Below are 16,121 nucleotides of genomic sequence, written 5' to 3'. Positions count from 1 at the left end.
CCATCTCGGCCCGGATGGGACGCTTCCGTGTCAACGGAAGCGTCCCATTCTGCGTTGGGCGACGAGGGCAGCGGTATCGAACGGGCTTCGAGCCTCGCGGGCAGCGGCTGCGGGTGAGAAAAGCATCACCACTGAGCACGCCGGCCACCACACGCCCGTGATCAGCAGTGCGCTGACAATCCCGACGGGGGAGACGGACCCGACGACCAGTTGTGCCACTCCGACAGCGAGGGCGGCGACGGTCCCGAGCCCGAGGATCATCGGCCGCCACGTGGCCGATGCCACCATCGACGCGGCCCCCACCAGCGCTGTGACAGCGACGAGCTGCCCGCTCGGAAGGTCGGTGGCCGTTGTCGACGACGCCGCGAGGTGACGCACCAGAGCTGTGGTCACTTCCGCGCCGACGACGCAGGCAATCACCACCCCGATGCCGTAAGGCAGTTTTCGGACCAGGGCGACAACGGTGAGGGCGGCGAGGACGGTCAGCACGGCGGTGACGTCGATCGTGCTCAGCGCTCGCGAGGCCAGGGCGGCAGCCGGGCTCGTGGAGACGGGCCACACCGGTGCCATGTTCGGCACCCACATCAGTAGTACCGACAAGAGCACCGCGCAGAGGCCCGACACCGTCAGCCGGGTGCGGATCGCCCGTCGGTGCGCCCGCTCGCTCGTGTTCGCCGAACGGCTCTCGTTGCCGGCTCCACGGGGTGACCGGATCGGTCCGCTGTCGAGACTCGGTGATCGCATGGACGCCAGACTGCCGCAGTCGGCTGAGCGTGAGGTGTGAGCATCGTGGGAGCCGGCTGAGCATCTGCGGTAACGGTCGGATCACGACGAAGAAGCGTCGATTCCTTGTTGTAGCCGCAACCTAGTAATGGTGATCTGTCAAATTCCTGGAGTCTGCAAACAGCCGAAAAACCGAACCAGAAGTAGAATTCGACCCTACAACCAACCGATCGGTCGGAGTGTCTGGTCCAGTGCGGTGTAGAGGAGGCTACTCGACTGCGGCTCCGAGTAGTTGCTCTCGAGTGTCGCACCTCGCCTACCTGGACTTTCGTGCGGAGTTTGTCTCCTGTCACAGTATTTTGAAATGCGAACTATGAATTCGTTGCAAGTCGTTGATCGGATGGGCCGATCTGTGTGACTATGGTCACATAGTCCAGTTCACCCTGGGCGAGACCGTCGAAAAGGGCGTAGTTTCAGCCGCATCGGAAAACCGTATTCCCCCGTTACGGCCAAGTTGGTAACGATCTGAACACGGTCTGGTCGGCTCATCGCAACTCGTGAACGGGCATTCGGCACCAACAGAAGTCGGAAACTCGAAGGAGAAGAACATGACCACAATGTCGCAGGGGCAGCTCGATATGGTCCGCGCGTTCTTTTGCAACGAGTTCCAGGCGGACTCGCTGGACCGTACGGTGATGCCGGAGCCCACGGCCGATGCCGTTGCCGAATGGATCGACGCGCTGTCCACCAGTGGACTGTTCGCGCCAGCGGAGGTGCACAACATCTCGGCCGTCTGGTGTGCCGAGCCCGAGTCGATGACCGCACTGCTCGTCGGCGAAATCGACGAAATTGCTGTCAAGCGGCACGAGGCCGCTGCCGTTGCTACTCCGGCGCTGATCTCCGCGTTCGGTCGCGCCAGCTGACCGTCTGTGCTTGTGCCACCGGCATCCGTTGGCACCGCTTCGTTACGATCACCCGAACCGGTGATGTCCGTCGGCAACGGTGCCGCACAACGAAGTGAGGGTTTTGTATGGGCGTGGTGGGCTTGGACGAAGATGCAGTGTCGACGTGGATCGCGGAGCTGGGGATAGGCGCAACGTCGCCGCTCTCGTTTCAGCGCATCGGTAACGGCCAGTCCAACCTCACGTATGCGGTTCGCGACGCCGGTGGCAGTGCGTGGGTCCTTCGCCGGCCGCCGTTGGGCAAATTGTTGGCGTCGGCTCACGACGTCGTGCGCGAGCACCGGATTCTCTCCGGTCTGCAGAATTCGCCGGTCCCTGTGCCGAAAATGATTGCGATCACGCAGGATCCAGCCATTTCCGAGGTTCCGTTGGTCCTGATGAGTTTCGTCGACGGGGTCGTCGTCGACTCGGTGTCGGCTGCCGAACAGTTGGACCCCGATCAGCGTCGACGTGTCGGACTCGGTCTGACCGCGGCGTTGTCCGATATCCACCGTGTCGACCTCGAGTCGTCGGGTCTTGCCGACCTCGCCGGCCGCAAACCGTACGCTGCGCGTCAGATCGCGCGGTGGACCACGCAGTGGGACTCCTCCCGAACCCGGGAGGTTCCTGGAATCGACTCGCTCGCAGCACGATTGACGGCCAAGATCCCCGAGCAGCACGAGGTGACGCTGGTTCACGGCGACTTCCATCTGAGCAACGTCATCACCGCTCGAAACGACGGCCGCGTGGTTGCCGTCGTCGACTGGGAGTTGTGCACGCTCGGAGACCCGTTGGCGGATCTGGGTGGTCTGCTCGCCTACTGGCCTCAGGCGGACGACGGGGTTGCCGGTCCTTTCATGGCATCGACTCTGCCCGGTTTCCCTACCCGGGCGGAGCTGGTCGAGTCCTACGCGCACAACACGGGCCGCGATGTGACCGATGCCGGATTCTGGGAAGTGCTGGCGCTGTGGAAGTTGTCGATCATCGCCGAAGGCGTCATGCGCCGGATGGAAGCCGATTCACGCAACCGCGCCGTGGGCGGCGCGCCGACCACCACGCTGATCGACGACATCGTCACCCGAGCGCTGCAGCGCGCCGACGAAATCGGGCTCTAGATTCAGGCGTCTACTGACGTTCCGATCACCAAAGTGCGTGCCGCGGTTTCGATTTCGGAGGGAATGGGGACGGGACGGCGGGAGTGCGCGTCGACGTAGACGTGAACGAACCGTCCCCGAGCGGCCAATGTCAGTGCGTCGTCCTCGGCTTCTCGGAACAAGGCAAGCGAGTAGACGATGCTGCGGGTGCCCAGCTTCGCCACCGCCAGACCGACCTGAAGGCGATCGGGAAAACTGAGCTCGGACAGATAGCGGCACGAGGTTTCGGCCACGACGCCGATCGCGGGCAGAGTCCTGATGTCCACACCCGTCGTTTCCATGAGCCACCCGTTCACTGCGGTGTCGAAGTATGCGTAATACGTCACGTTGTTGACGTGGCCGTAGTGGTCGTTGTCGTCCCATCGGGTCGACACCGGCCACAGCGCCGGGAAATCCGACGCATTCGACAATTCCACGCTGTCCTTCGGCGACTCCGTCATGGCACGACGCTAACCCGTCGCCACGTCGGCAACAAACGCGACCGGATTCGAGGGATCGGAGAGCTGAGTCCGGGCGAATGCTTCCTCGGTATCGCCGTCGTGACGTAGTCTTTGGTTGGACCGGACCAGTCCGTACCGCTGGTTCTGCGAGTGATCGAAAGGCCGGCGCAGTGGTGATGCCCGTACACCTGAGGGACAGTCAGATCCCGAAGCACGAACAGCTACGCGCAATTCTGTTGCACCGCTGCACCAAGGAGCTTTCGCCGGGGGATCTGATGCCGAGCGAGCGTCGGTTGATGGAGGACTACGGCGTCAGTCGCATCACGGTACGCGAGGCGATAGGACAGCTCGTCAACGACGGACATCTGGTTCGGGTACGTGGGAAAGGGACGTTCGTTGCTTCTCGTACCGTGCAGTCGCGGTTGCACCTGGCGTCGTTCTCCGAGGAGATGCGTGCCCAGGGGCTGACGCCGACGACGGTGGTCCTGTTCGCGCGACTCGAAAAGCCCTCGGCAGCAACGATTCGTGCTCTGGGCCTGGTCGACGGTGATCGGACGTACCACATCAAACGGCTACGGCTGGCCGATGCCGAGCCGGTCAGTGTCGACGACGGGTGGTACCGGGCCGAACTCCTTCCGGGGCTGATCGACCACGATCTGAGTCAGTCGGTGTACGAGGCCGTGCGCAACCACTACGGCCTGACCATCGATCGAGCCGAGCAGACCGTCAAAGCGACAGCCGCCGACAGTGACACCTCCACGCTGCTGGGGACCAAACGCGGCGCACCGGTGCTGTACTTCGACCGAGTGTCGTTCAGCGGCGACGAGCCGATCGAGCACACGGAGAGTTGGTACCGGTGCGACCGGTACCAACTCTCGATGGAGGTGCAGGGGGAGCGGCGCACCACGCAGCGCCGCTAGGCTCAGGGCAACACGAACAGCGAGTCACCCTGTGCCACCGACGTTCCGACGGCCGCGCTCGTGACGGCATCGGGCTCGGAGTCCATCAGGACCACGGGAATCACGTCGGAGTATCCGGCCTCCGCGATCGCCGCAGGGTCGTAGGTGATCACGAGATCGCCGGATTGAACCCGATCGCCCTCTGCTGCAACGAGTTCGAAACCCTGGCCCTTCATCTTCACGGTGTCGATGCCGATGTGCACCAGCACTCCCGCCTTGTCGTCGGTGAACACGACGAACGCATGTGGGTGGAGTTTGAGGATCTGGCCGGCTATCGGAGACCGCACCTCGACGGGCCCGCTACCGGCCGCCGGGCGCACGGCGACCCCGGAGCCCACCATCTGCGAAGAGAAGACCGGGTCGGGGACGTCGGCGAGCGAGATGACCTGACCGGCAACAGGACTGAAGATCGTCGAGGTCCCGCTCACAGAATGTCGCCGATGTCCTCGGCGAGGGTGTCGGCCTCCGGGCCGACGATGACCTGCACGGCTGTCCCCTTGTGGAACACTCCGTGCGCACCGGCTGCCTTGAGCGCAGCCTCGTCCACCAGCGACCCGTCCTTGACCTCGGTACGGAGCCGGGTGATGCACGCTTCGATCTCTACGATGTTGTCGGCACCGCCGAGGCCCTTCACGATCGCGTCCGCTTTGGCCATGTTCTGTTCCCGCTTCCTTCTCGTGTGCAGTGGTGTCGGCGAGGTCACATCTCCGGGTTGACATGTGGTCGTCACCTGGCCAAACTACAACTGGTAATGACCGGACAGTACCCCTGATGTCATCCGGTCACAACAGTAGAACTCCCTTGCCGGACCAGCCTCGAAGAGAAGGTCGCCATGACCCTGAAGAAGACGGACTCGGCCGAAGCCGAACCGAAGAAGGAATCCAGATCTCTCGCCGGGTTGCAGCGATTCGGGCGCAGTCTCATGCTGCCCATTGCGGTTCTTCCCGCGGCGGGAATCCTGTTGCGGCTGGGCCAGGACGACCTCCTCGGCAGATTGAGTGCTCTGGGCACCGCGGCGGCCGTCATCTCCGCTGCAGGACAGGCGGTCTTCACCTGGTTGCCCTTGATATTTGCCGTGGGCATCGCCATCGGCTGGGCCAAGAAGTCGGACGGCTCGACCGCCCTCGCCGCCGTCGTCGGCTACATGGTGATGAACGGTGTCTTCACCGCGATGTCACCGGTGGTACTGGAAGGCAAAGTCGACGCGAACGGCGATCCGGCCGTGATCGACTACGGCGTGTTGGCCGGCATCGTCATCGGCTTGCTCTCCGCCATTCTGTGGCAGCGGTTCTACCGCCAGAAACTGCCGGATTACCTCGGCTTCTTCAGCGGACGACGTCTGGTTCCCATCCTGACCGCTGTCACCGGCCTCGTCGTCGCCGTCGTCATGTCGTTCGTCTATCCGCTCTTCTACAGCGCACTGAACTGGGTCGGAAACACCGTTGCCGATCACAGTGTGGTGGGTAGCGGAATCTACGGTTTCGCCAATCGCATGCTGATTCCGACGGGACTGCACCACATTCTCAATTCGGTCGTCTGGTTCCTCGTCGGTGATTATCAGGACGCGAGTGGTCAATTGGTGCGTGGCGATCTCAACCGATTCTTCGCGGGAGATCCGTCCGCGGGAGTCTTCATGACCGGCTTCTTCCCCATCATGATGTTCGCTCTGCCTGCCGCCGCATTCGCGATCTATCGCAACGCCAAGCCGTCGCAGAAGAAGATCGTCGGCGGAATCATGTTGTCCACCGGTCTGACTGCGTTCGTCACCGGCATCACCGAACCGCTCGAGTACTCGTTCATGTTCGTCGCCTGGCCGCTCTACATCATCCACGCCGTGCTGACCGGAACCTCCATGGCACTGACCAATGCCCTGGGAATCCATGACGGCTTCTTCTTCTCTGCCGGCGGTATCGACTATCTGTTGAACTACGGAATCGCCACGAAGGCATGGCTTCTCATTCCTATCGGCCTGGTGTATGCGGTGATCTACTACTTCCTGTTCAGCTTCGTCATCAAGAAGTGGAACCTGCGCACCCCCGGCCGCGAGGACGACGCGGTGCTCGAACCCGACCGGGCATGAGCGAATCCATCACGACGGCGCTCCGGGGGCGGGTCGTCACACCCGATGCGGTCATCGAGGATGCCGTCGTGGCGTTGTCCGGCGATCGAATCTCCTGGGTGGGTCCGGTGTCGGCGTGGCCCGACGAGGCCCCACCCCAATCGAACTCGACCATCCTGCCGGGGCTGGTCGACGTGCACTGCCACGGCGGCGGCGGGGCGTCGTTCCCGGATTCTGCCCGTGCCGATCTGATGACCGCGGTACGGCACCACCGCGGCCGCGGCACCACCACGATGCTCGCATCGCTGGTGTCGGCATCCCCTGGGCGACTGGTCGAGCAGACGTCGACGCTCGCGGATCTGTACGAGTCGGGGGATATCGCCGGGGTCCACCTCGAAGGGCCGTTCCTGTCTGTTGCCCGCTGCGGGGCGCAGGACCCCGCGTCACTCCGTGGCGGCGACACCGGTCTGCTGGCAGACATCATCGACGCCGGGCGGGGATCGGTACGGTCGATGACACTTGCTCCCGAAGTCGACGGCTTCACGGCCGTCGGACACATGTTGCGAGAGAACGGCATCGTCCCCAGCATCGGGCACACCGACGCCGACGCACGCACCACTCGCAGCGCAATCGACGCCCTCGGAGAGGGCGCCATCGGTGCCACGCACCTGTTCAACGGGATGCCCACCTGGCATCATCGGTCGCCGGGGCCGGTCAGCGAGTGCTTGGCTGCCGCGGCGCGAGGGTCGATGGTGCTCGAATTGATCGGCGACGGAGTACATCTCGCCGACGAGACCGTGCGAGCGGTGTTCGATCTCGTCGGCGGTGGGAACATCGCGTTGGTGTCCGACGCGATGGCCGCGGCGGGAATGGCCGACGGCCGCTACCGGCTCGGGCCGCTGGATGTCACCGTGCACGATTCGGTCGCCCGCCTGTCGCGGGAGAACGATCCCGAGTCGGCCCCGATCGCGGGCGGCACGTCGAGTGTGCTCGACCTGGTACGCCGCGCAGTGCTCGACGCCGGTGTGCCGTTGCTCGACGCAGTGCGTGCCGGGGCAACCACCCCGGCAGCGCTGATCGGGATCGGGGCCGAAACCGGTTCTCTCGTAGCCGGATCGAGAGCGGACGTGCTGGTGGTCGACGCATCCTTCGCGCCGGTGCAGGTCATTCGCGGCGGACGCGCGATCGAGGAGGAAAGTTAGATGGAGATCGTCGTACTCCCCACAGTCACCGACGTGGACCGAACCGCGGCCGACATCGTCGAGCGCGTCGTGCGAACCGACTCGGTCCCGGGATCGGGCCCCGTCCTCGGGTTGGCGACCGGGTCGAGTCCCGTCGGCACGTATCGCGAGCTGGCCCGCCGACATCGCGAGAAAGGGCTGTCCTTCGCTGGGTGTCGAGCGTTTCTGCTCGACGAATACATAGGTCTACCCAGAACTGCTGAGCAGTCGTATTTTTCGTTCATTCGCGAGAACTTCGTGGACCTCGTCGACCTGGACGATTCCGCGGTGTTCTCGCCGGACGGTGAAGCCGTCGACATCGCTGCCGAAGCGCGACGATACGACGCCGCGATCGCGGAGGCCGGTGGTATCGATGTGCAGATTCTCGGCATCGGCACCGACGGACACATCGGCTTCAACGAGCCCGGGTCGTCACTACGGTCGAGAACCCGGGTCAAGACGCTCACCGAACAGACTCGGGTCGACAATGCGCGCTTCTTCCCCTCGCCGGAGGAGGTGCCGCACCACGTGCTGACGCAAGGCCTCGGCACCATCGACGAGGCGCGTCATCTCGTGCTCATCGCTACCGGAGAATCCAAGGCAGACGCGGTGGCCGCGGCCGTCGAGGGGCCGTTGTCGGCACGCTGTCCTGCGTCCGCGATTCAGTGGCATCCACACGTGACGGTACTGGTGGACGAGGCAGCTGCTGCGTCCCTCGCTCTCACGGACTACTACCGCCACGCCTACGCGAACAAGCCCGCGTGGCAGCGCCTGTGAGTCAGCGACGGGAGAATTCCGACGCCCGCTGGATCTGATCGTCGGACGGGCGAACTCCGGTGTAGAGAACGAACTGTTCTGCTGCCTGCAGGGCAATGACCTGTGCGCCGGTGATCACCGGTTTGTTCGCCGCACGCGCCGCGGTGATCAGCGGAGTCTCCGACGGCATCGCGACCACGTCGAACACTGCCTGTGCCGCATGGATCTGCGACTCGGTGAAGGGAGTCGAATCGGCAGCGGGGCCGCCCGCCATTCCCACCGGGGTGACGTTCACCAGCAAGTCGGCTCCGACGGACTCGGCCGACCAGCCGTATCCGTACGCCTCGGCGAGAGCCGGACCGGTCGACGTGTTGCGAGCAACCACGGTGCCGCGGGTGAAACCCGAATCCCGCAGTGCGGCAACGACTGCCTTGGCCATACCGCCGCTGCCGGTCACGGCCACCGAACAATCGGTCGAGAACTCGCTCGACGCGAGCAGATCGGCCACAGCCTGGTAATCGGTGTTGTAGGCGTGCAACACGCCCGCCTCGTTGACGATGGTGTTGACCGATGCGATCGCGCTCGCAGATTCGTGCATGACGTCGACCAGCTCGATCACGTCTTCCTTGAACGGCATGGAGACCGCGCATCCCCTGATACCGAGTGCACGGACTCCACCGACCGCGGCCGCGAGATCGGTGGTGGTGAACGCCTTGTAGACGAAGTTCAATCCCAGTTCGTCGTACAGGTAGTTGTGGAAGCGGGTTCCGATATTGCTCGGCCTTCCCGACAGAGACATGCAGAGCTGGGTGTCACGGTCGAGAAAGCTGCGCGACGACGTCGTTGCCATTGGCCAGACTTTACCGCCCGCGTTCGCATCGCTGGATCAGCAGCTGGGGGCCACCGAAGCGAGGGCGCGGCGGTCGGCCTCTGTGATCGGCAGCTCGTACTGGGCCGCCACCGACAGATATTTGCCCGCGTAGAAACAGTGGTACGCCGCGTTCGGCGGCATCCACTGCGACGGCGTCTTGTCGCTCTTGCTCTGGTTGTCCGGCCCGTTGACCGCCAGCAGATTGAACGCGATGTCGTTCGCGAAACGAATGCGCTTGTCCGCTGCCCAGCTGTCGGCACCCATGTCCCAGGCGGCAGACAACGGATAGACGTGATCGATCTGGATCTTGCCGGCGTCGGACTTGGTGAACTGCAACCGTTCACCGGAGTAGGGGTCGTCCAGGGAGCCCGAGAGCACCACGCAGTCTCGGGTGCCGGCCTTGAACTCGACTTCGGTCATCGACAGTGCCAGCACGTTGTCGCGGGTTCCACACCCGTCGTGCCCGCCCGGTCCGTCGTAGTCGTCCGTCCACGCCGGTCCGAACACGCACCCTTCACCGCTCTTGCATCCGCGCTCGTACCCACGGGGATCGGGTCGTGCGGCGACGACGGCCACCCGATCCAACAGCGTTTCGATCTGGGCACGGGTGGGGCTGCCCGGGGCCGGGGGTGGGGGAGCCAATCCCGGTATGTCGGACCGGTCACAGGATTCGAACGTCGCCATGACGATCGCGGCGATCACCAACGCCGCCGCTACCCACAGCTTCTTCACACACGCCCCATCGTGAAACTTCGATCTTGCCGACTCTCGTACCTCGCGACAGCAGTGTGCCGGACGGTACCGACACCGCCCGACACGGTCGGGTGTCAGCGGACCTCGATGACGACCTTGCCGAGTGCGTGCCCGTTCTCCACGAGCGCAAGAGCCTCGCCTGCGCGGTCGAGTGGAAACGTGTGATCGATGCGTGGACGAAGGACGCCCGTCACGACCAGATCGGCCAATCGGGTGAACGCCGCAGTGGTGCGCTCGCGCACTGCTCCAGACCCACCCCACTGGGCGGCGAGCACCGGGTCGGCCACGCTGACGATCGGGGCGCCGGTCTTCACAGCGGCCGCGCGAAGAGTGTCCCCGCCGACCAGATCGACGATGCCGTGCACCGGCCGCGATATCGAACCGACGTACTCGGGTCCGGACTCGACGAACTCCGCACCGAGGCTCTCGATCCACTCCCGCTTGCCCGAGCTCGCCACCCCGAGAACGTCGATACCGTCGGCACGCGCCAGCTGCAGAACCGAAGAACCCACACCGCCGCCTGCGCCGAGAACGAGAACCGTGTTGCCTGCAGTCAGCGCCAACCCTCGCAGTGCGTCGAAGGCGGTCCCGGCCGCCACCGGCAGTGTCGCCGCGACCGACCAGGACACGGCCTCGGGCTTGTGTGCCGTGCCGGCCGCATTGAGCAGCGTGTACTGCGCATACCCGCCGTGACCCGACGCCGTCGCCCCGAAGACCTCGTCACCGACCGAGAACCCGTCCACTCCCGAGCCGACGCCCACGACAGTGCCCGACACCTCCCGACCCAGCACCGCAGGCAAGGTGATCTGCACGGTGTCCTTGCGATTACCCGCCCGCACCTTCCAATCTGCGGGATTCACCCCCGCGGCATGTACCGCCACGAGAAGCTGCCCCGATCCCGGTTCCGCCACAGGGAGGTCCAGAAATGTCTCGGTGTCGGGGCCGCCGTATTCGTCGAAGCCGTACGCGATCATGGGACCACTGTGCCTCATCGATGACACATCAGCGCCCATCGATGACACATCGGCGCCGGGTATGTCGGTGCGTGCTGGTTGGATGGACCGATGCTGCACGGTCTCTGGTCTCCCGGTGCCGGATTGCTGCTCTGGGACGACGAGATCAGCACCGGAGACGAACCCGACCTACCGGCGACACACTCGCACGTGCTCACCCGCACGTTCCGGCATCGCGCCCGAGTGACGTTTCCCGACTCCACTCGACGCGCCACCCCTCGGGATCCGGTCGAACTCCCGGCGATCGCGCTGGCTCCGCACGATGCGGCCGACCTGTTGCTCCGCACCCCGTCGACCCACGCCCTGATCTCCGGCGACCTCCGGTTCCTGGGCCACGTCGCCCAGGGCATCGAACGGTGGGTCCGGGCCGGACGAGTGGTGCCGGCACTGAAATTGATGGACGGCCAGTGGTGGCCGCGTTGGCGGCTGGTCGGCGGCGAGCGTCAACGCGCCTGGCTCAGCGAGCTCGCTGTTGCGATGCCGTCGGTGCAGCGAGCGAACGAACGACCGAAGAAGCTTCTGGACGACATGGTCGAGGAGCTCACCGACCCGATCGTCAGATCGGTGCTCGGCAAGCCCGATTCCGAGCACCCGTTGCTGTCGGCCCTCGTGCGTGACGATCCGTATCTCGATGGGACGCAGAAGATCTCGACGTTGTTCGACAATTGGCGCGCCAGCCTCACCGTCGACGAACCGGCGCTGGTGCTGCGCCTGCTCGAACCGGACGACCAGGACGGCGAGACGGGTGATGCCGACGGTGCCCCGGACGATGCCGTCGAGTCGTTCTGGACACTTCAGGTGTGCCTGCGCGCGGACGGGGAGGCGCCGCGTCCGGTCCCGATGAGCCGCAAGGTCGACGCGACCTTGCTGTCGACAGCAGTACGCAAACTCGGCGAGGCCGTCGCTGCCTACCCGAGGTTGCGTGATCTGCCCACCCAGGAGGGCACCCTCGACCTGTTGTTGCCGACGTCGGTGGTCATCGATCTCGTCGAACACGGTGCCACTGCGCTGCAGGCCACCGGCACGACGGTCCTGCTGCCGAGGGCGTGGACCAGGTTGGATCCGTCGATGCGATTGCGGGTCGAGTCACCCGCGGTGACCAAAGCTGCGGCCGATCGTGCCGTCGGTATGGACGAGCTGGTGTCGTACGACTGGCAACTGCAGCTGGGCGACATGGTGCTCACCGAGGCGGAGATGAACCGGCTGGCCGTCTCGAAGGGCGACCTCGTCCGGCTGCGCGGGCAATGGGTGCTCGCCGACGGGGGACAGCTGGCGCGGGCTGCGAAGTACGTCGCCGAGCATCACGGTGACGGGACTGCGCTCAGCACGTTGATGCGTGAGATGACGTTGGCCGATCCGCCTCCGGCTCCGGTCCAGGACATCCGCGCCACCGGCTGGGCGGCAACGTTGCTCGAACCCGGGGCGGTTCCGGAAACCATCCCGGTGCCCGAGGGCGTCCGCGCGACTCTGCGGCCCTATCAGCAACGCGGACTCGACTGGCTCGCGTTCATGAGCCGGCTCGGTCTCGGTGCCGTGCTCGCCGACGACATGGGCCTGGGCAAGACACTGCAGGTGCTCACGCTGCTCGCTCACGAGAAAAGTGCGACTCCGACGCTGTTGGTGGCCCCGATGTCGGTGGTCGGTAACTGGCAACGTGAGGCCGCGAAATTCACTCCTGCACTGCGTGTTCTGGTGCACCACGGTCCGACGCGGTTACGCGACGAGGAGCTCGATCGAGCCATCGCGGAGCACGACCTGATCGTCACCACGTACGCATTGATGGCCAAGGACCGCGCGCAGTTGGCCGCACAGACGTGGCGTCGCGTGGTTCTCGACGAGGCGCAGCACATCAAGAATGCAGGCACCGTGCAGGCGAAGGCGGCACTGGCCATTCCGGCCGATCACAAACTGGCGCTCACCGGGACGCCGGTGGAGAACCGGCTGGACGAGCTGAGGTCCATTCTGGATTTCGCGAACCCGGGCATGCTGGGGCGGCCGTCGGACTTCAGGAAGCGGTTCTCGGTGCCGATCGAGCGGGAGAACGACGAGAACGCGGTCTCGCGGCTGCGTGCCATCACGTCTCCGTTCATTCTGCGTCGCGTCAAAACCGATCCCACGGTCATCTCTGATCTGCCGGAGAAGAACGAAATGACCGTGCGCGCCAACCTCACTGCCGAGCAGGCGGCGTTGTACAAGGCGGTCGTCGACGAGATGATGGCGCAGATCGCCGACGCGAAGGGCATGAAACGCAAGGGTGCGGTGCTCTCGGCCCTCACTCGCCTCAAACAGGTGTGCAATCACCCCGCGCATTTCCTGTCCGACGGCTCGTCGGTACTCAAGCGAGGTCAGCACCGTTCCGGAAAGATCGGATTGGTGGAGGACATGCTCGATTCCGTTCTCGGTGACAACGAGAAGGCGTTGTTGTTCACGCAGTTTCGAGAGTTCGGTGAGCTCGTGGCACCGTATTTCGCCGAGCGTTTCGGAGTTCAGGTGCCGTTCCTGCACGGCGGCGTGAGCAAGGGCAAGCGCGATGAGATGGTCGAGAAGTTCCAGAGCGACGACGGTCCGCCGATCATGATGCTCTCGCTCAAGGCCGGTGGTACCGGGCTCAATCTCACTGCCGCCAATCATGTTGTGCACATAGATCGTTGGTGGAATCCGGCGGTGGAGAACCAGGCGACCGACCGCGCCTTCCGTATCGGCCAGCGCAAGAACGTGATGGTGCGCAAGCTGCTGTGTGTGGGCACCGTGGAGGAACGCATCGATTCGATGCTGGTGTCGAAGCAGGATCTGGCGGATCTGGCGGTGGGCACCGGTGAGAGCTGGGTGACCGAGATGGACACTGCGGAACTGCAGGAACTGTTTCGTCTCAGCGAAGACGCGGTGGGGGAGTGATGGCCGACTTCTCGCAGTACGGCAAGCGTCGACAAGCCAAGGGCGGCATCGAGTCTCGAAACAAGCGGGGTGCCTTCGGGCAGACGTGGTGGGGCAGGCATTTCGTCGCCGCGATGGAAGATCTCGCCGATCCGGGCCGGATCGCACGGGGCCGGACCTATGCCCGCCAGGGGCAGGTGCTCACTCTCGGAGTCGAACGTGGGCAGATCTACGGTGAGGTGCAGGGCAGTCAGCTCGAGCCGTTCTCGGCGTCGGTCAGCGTCGAGCCGCTCACCGAAGGCGAGGTGGCCGGGCTCGTCGGCCGAGTGCGATCCAACCCCGGCATGCTGGCGGAACTCGCGTCCAACGCGATTCCTCAGGCGCTGGCGTCGGTGCTGCTTCCCCACGACAAGGGGCAACTGGATTTCGACTGTTCGTGCCCCGACGACGGGTGGCCGTGCAAACACGCGGCAGCGCTGATGTACATCGCCGCCGAGCACATCGACGCGTCCGCGGGGACGATCCTGACACTGCGCGGTGTCGATCTGGATCAGTTGATCGAGGGGGTCGGCGACAGCGACGAGGAGTTCGACCCGGACGACTGGTTCGGCGATCGTGCGGCGTTCCCCGAACTTCCGAAAGTGTCGTTCGCTCCGGCGACGGACGATCTCGATCCGCTGATCCTGCGCAGAATCTTTCGCGCCGACGGTTCGACGGAGGCGGAAGTCAGCCGGGCCTGCGCTGATCTGCGCGCGTTCTACGACCGAATGTGACCGCTCCTGGACTTACATGGACATCCGACTATAGGATGAGCGTACTTAATTCCACGCTCGAGGACGGACACCCATGGCTCGCGAACTCACGCACTTCATCGGCGGCAAGCATGTCGCCGGCACCTCCGGACAGTTCGGGGATGTGTTCGATCCCAATACCGGTGAGGTGCAGGCCCGGGTGCCCCTGGCCGACGTATCCGAGGTCGAGGCCGCCATCGCCGACGCCGAGCAGGCGCAGCGTGAGTGGGCGAAGTGGAACCCGCAGCGGCGCGCTCGGGTGCTGATGAAGTTCCTCGCGCTCGTCACCCGCGACACCGAAGAACTCGCGCGGCTGCTCTCGTCGGAGCACGGCAAGACCATCGCCGACGCCAAGGGCGACATCCAGCGTGGCGTCGAGGTCGTCGAGTTCGCCGTCGGTGTTCCGCACCTGCTCAAGGGTGAGTACACCGAGGGTGCGGGTGGCGGTATCGACGTCTACTCGATGCGTCAGCCGCTCGGTGTCGTTGCCGGCATCACCCCGTTCAACTTCCCGGCCATGATTCCGCTGTGGAAGGCCGGCCCGGCCATCGCCTGCGGTAACGCCTTCATTCTCAAGCCGTCCGAGCGGGATCCGTCCGTGCCCCTCAAGCTCGCCGAGCTGTTCCTCGAGGCAGGTCTGCCGCCGGGCGTGTTCAACGTCGTCAACGGCGGCAAGGATGCCGTCGACGTGCTGCTCACCGACGATCGCGTCAAGGCGATCGGCTTCGTCGGATCGACGCCCATCGCGCAGTACATCTACGAGACGGCGGCGCAGCACGGCAAGCGCGCACAGTGCTTCGGTGGAGCGAAGAACCACGCATTGGTGATGCCCGATGCCGATCTCGACGAGGTCGCCGACGCTCTGCTCGGAGCCGCATACGGTTCGGCCGGCGAGCGATGCATGGCGATTTCCGTCGCGGTTCCCGTCGGTGAGGAGACCGCCGACGCGTTGGTCGCCAAACTGACCGAGCGAGTGGCGAAACTGAAGATCGGCCGCAGCGACGACGAGACCGCGGACTTCGGCCCGCTCGTCGGTAGCGATGCGTTGAAGCGCGTCAACGACTACACCCAGATCGGTGTGGACGAGGGTGCCGAGTTGGTCGTCGATGGACGCGGATTCAGTCTCGAGGGCCACGAGGGCGGATTCTTCGCCGGCGCAACGCTGTTCGACAAGGTGACCACCGACATGCGCATCTACAAGGAAGAGATCTTCGGACCGGTCCTGATCGTCGTGCGCGCGAAGGACTACGAGGACGCGCTGCGTCTGCCGTCCGAACACGAGTACGGCAACGGCGTCTCGATCTTCACCCGCGACGGCGACACCGCTCGCGACTTCTGCTCCCGCGTCCAGGTGGGCATGGTGGGAGTCAACGTGCCGATTCCGGTGCCGATCGCGTACCACACGTTCGGTGGTTGGAAGCGTTCGGGATTCGGCGATCTCAACCAGCACGGACCGGATTCCATCCGCTTCTACACCAAGACCAAGACCGTCACTCAGCGTTGGCCGTCGGGCACCAAGGAAGCAGCTGCGCAGAATCACTTCGTCATTCCGAACATGGACTGATCG

At 64.7% G+C, this 16,121-nt stretch carries 16 protein-coding genes; 9 read left to right on the top strand and 7 right to left on the bottom strand.

Annotated elements, in window-relative coordinates; translation table 11 throughout:
• Nucleotides 1-30 precede the first annotated feature (30 nt).
• Nucleotides 31-744, bottom strand: a complete 714-nt coding sequence (locus tag CH285_RS24160) for a hypothetical protein (protein WP_141214941.1) — start codon at nt 742-744, stop codon at nt 31-33.
• A gap of 587 nt (nt 745-1,331) precedes the next feature.
• Here CH285_RS24160 and CH285_RS24150 point away from each other — a divergent pair.
• Together CH285_RS24150 and CH285_RS24145 are read left to right on the top strand one after the other, a co-directional pair.
• The gene (locus CH285_RS24150) at nt 1,332-1,646 is read left to right on the top strand and encodes a hypothetical protein (protein WP_139278557.1); all 315 of its coding nucleotides are present in this window, start codon (nt 1,332-1,334) and stop codon (nt 1,644-1,646) included.
• 107 nt (nt 1,647-1,753) lie between these two features.
• The gene (locus CH285_RS24145) at nt 1,754-2,779 is read left to right on the top strand and encodes a phosphotransferase family protein (protein WP_032373990.1); all 1,026 of its coding nucleotides are present in this window, start codon (nt 1,754-1,756) and stop codon (nt 2,777-2,779) included.
• 2 nt (nt 2,780-2,781) lie between these two features.
• On the opposite strand, the gene CH285_RS24140 is transcribed toward CH285_RS24145, so the two are convergent.
• Nucleotides 2,782-3,258 carry an acyl-CoA thioesterase gene (locus tag CH285_RS24140; RefSeq protein WP_032368794.1) on the bottom strand — a complete coding sequence of 159 codons (477 nt, stop codon included), beginning with the start codon at nt 3,256-3,258 and terminating at the stop codon, nt 2,782-2,784.
• A gap of 173 nt (nt 3,259-3,431) precedes the next feature.
• Here CH285_RS24140 and CH285_RS24135 point away from each other — a divergent pair, with 173 nt between their 5' ends.
• Nucleotides 3,432-4,178 (top strand): GntR family transcriptional regulator, encoded by a 747-nt coding sequence (locus CH285_RS24135; RefSeq protein ID WP_027497939.1) that lies wholly within the window; start codon nt 3,432-3,434, stop codon nt 4,176-4,178.
• A gap of 2 nt (nt 4,179-4,180) precedes the next feature.
• On the opposite strand, the gene CH285_RS24130 is transcribed toward CH285_RS24135, so the two are convergent.
• Complete coding sequence (locus tag CH285_RS24130; RefSeq protein WP_032368793.1) at nt 4,181-4,645, bottom strand: PTS sugar transporter subunit IIA; 465 nt, start codon at nt 4,643-4,645, stop codon at nt 4,181-4,183.
• The gene (locus CH285_RS24125; RefSeq protein ID WP_027497937.1) at nt 4,642-4,872 is read right to left on the bottom strand and encodes a glucose PTS transporter subunit EIIB; all 231 of its coding nucleotides are present in this window, start codon (nt 4,870-4,872) and stop codon (nt 4,642-4,644) included. Before CH285_RS24125 ends, CH285_RS24130 begins: the two co-directional genes overlap by 4 nt.
• Nucleotides 4,873-5,049: 177 nt before the next feature.
• On the opposite strand from CH285_RS24125, the gene CH285_RS24120 reads away from it, so the two are divergent.
• The 3 genes from CH285_RS24120 to nagB are packed head-to-tail and all read left to right on the top strand — an operon-like array spanning nt 5,050 to nt 8,273.
• Nucleotides 5,050-6,297 carry a PTS transporter subunit EIIC gene (locus CH285_RS24120; protein ID WP_032368792.1) on the top strand — a complete coding sequence of 416 codons (1,248 nt, stop codon included), beginning with the start codon at nt 5,050-5,052 and terminating at the stop codon, nt 6,295-6,297.
• On the top strand, nt 6,294-7,478 hold the full coding sequence (locus tag CH285_RS24115) for an N-acetylglucosamine-6-phosphate deacetylase (protein ID WP_032368791.1): 1,185 nt from the start codon (nt 6,294-6,296) through the stop codon (nt 7,476-7,478). The genes CH285_RS24120 and CH285_RS24115 overlap by 4 nt, the downstream gene beginning before the upstream one ends.
• The gene (gene nagB, locus CH285_RS24110) at nt 7,479-8,273 is read left to right on the top strand and encodes a glucosamine-6-phosphate deaminase (RefSeq protein ID WP_032368790.1); all 795 of its coding nucleotides are present in this window, start codon (nt 7,479-7,481) and stop codon (nt 8,271-8,273) included.
• Between the two features lies 1 nt (nt 8,274).
• Here the strand turns inward: nagB and CH285_RS24105 are convergent, their stop codons facing one another.
• The 3 genes from CH285_RS24105 to CH285_RS24095 form a co-directional block, all read right to left on the bottom strand.
• Entirely contained in the window at nt 8,275-9,102 is an 828-nt protein-coding gene (locus tag CH285_RS24105) for a shikimate 5-dehydrogenase (RefSeq protein WP_094643560.1), read from the bottom strand.
• Nucleotides 9,103-9,138: 36 nt separating this feature from the next.
• Nucleotides 9,139-9,855: an HNH endonuclease family protein gene (locus tag CH285_RS24100; protein WP_032401268.1), complete on the bottom strand. Its 717-nt coding sequence runs from the start codon at nt 9,853-9,855 to the stop codon at nt 9,139-9,141.
• Nucleotides 9,856-9,950: 95 nt separating this feature from the next.
• On the bottom strand, nt 9,951-10,850 hold the full coding sequence (locus CH285_RS24095; protein WP_094643559.1) for an NADP-dependent oxidoreductase: 900 nt from the start codon (nt 10,848-10,850) through the stop codon (nt 9,951-9,953).
• 90 nt (nt 10,851-10,940) lie between these two features.
• On the opposite strand from CH285_RS24095, the gene CH285_RS24090 reads away from it, so the two are divergent.
• From CH285_RS24090 to CH285_RS24080, 3 genes are all read left to right on the top strand, one after another.
• Nucleotides 10,941-13,784: a DEAD/DEAH box helicase gene (locus CH285_RS24090; RefSeq protein ID WP_094643558.1), complete on the top strand. Its 2,844-nt coding sequence runs from the start codon at nt 10,941-10,943 to the stop codon at nt 13,782-13,784.
• The gene (locus CH285_RS24085; RefSeq protein ID WP_094643557.1) at nt 13,784-14,536 is read left to right on the top strand and encodes an SWIM zinc finger family protein; all 753 of its coding nucleotides are present in this window, start codon (nt 13,784-13,786) and stop codon (nt 14,534-14,536) included. Before CH285_RS24090 ends, CH285_RS24085 begins: the two co-directional genes overlap by 1 nt.
• A gap of 73 nt (nt 14,537-14,609) precedes the next feature.
• Nucleotides 14,610-16,118, top strand: coding sequence for a CoA-acylating methylmalonate-semialdehyde dehydrogenase (locus CH285_RS24080; RefSeq protein WP_032406296.1), 1,509 nt, complete (start codon nt 14,610-14,612; stop codon nt 16,116-16,118).
• Nucleotides 16,119-16,121 lie beyond the last annotated feature (3 nt).

The organism is Rhodococcus sp. 05-2256-B1, from assembly GCF_002258465.1.
In the GTDB taxonomy this organism is placed as follows: Bacteria; Actinomycetota; Actinomycetes; order Mycobacteriales; family Mycobacteriaceae; genus Rhodococcoides; species Rhodococcoides fascians.
Note: the sequence above shows the minus strand (reverse complement) of the source record. Positions and strands in the feature narration are given on the sequence as shown.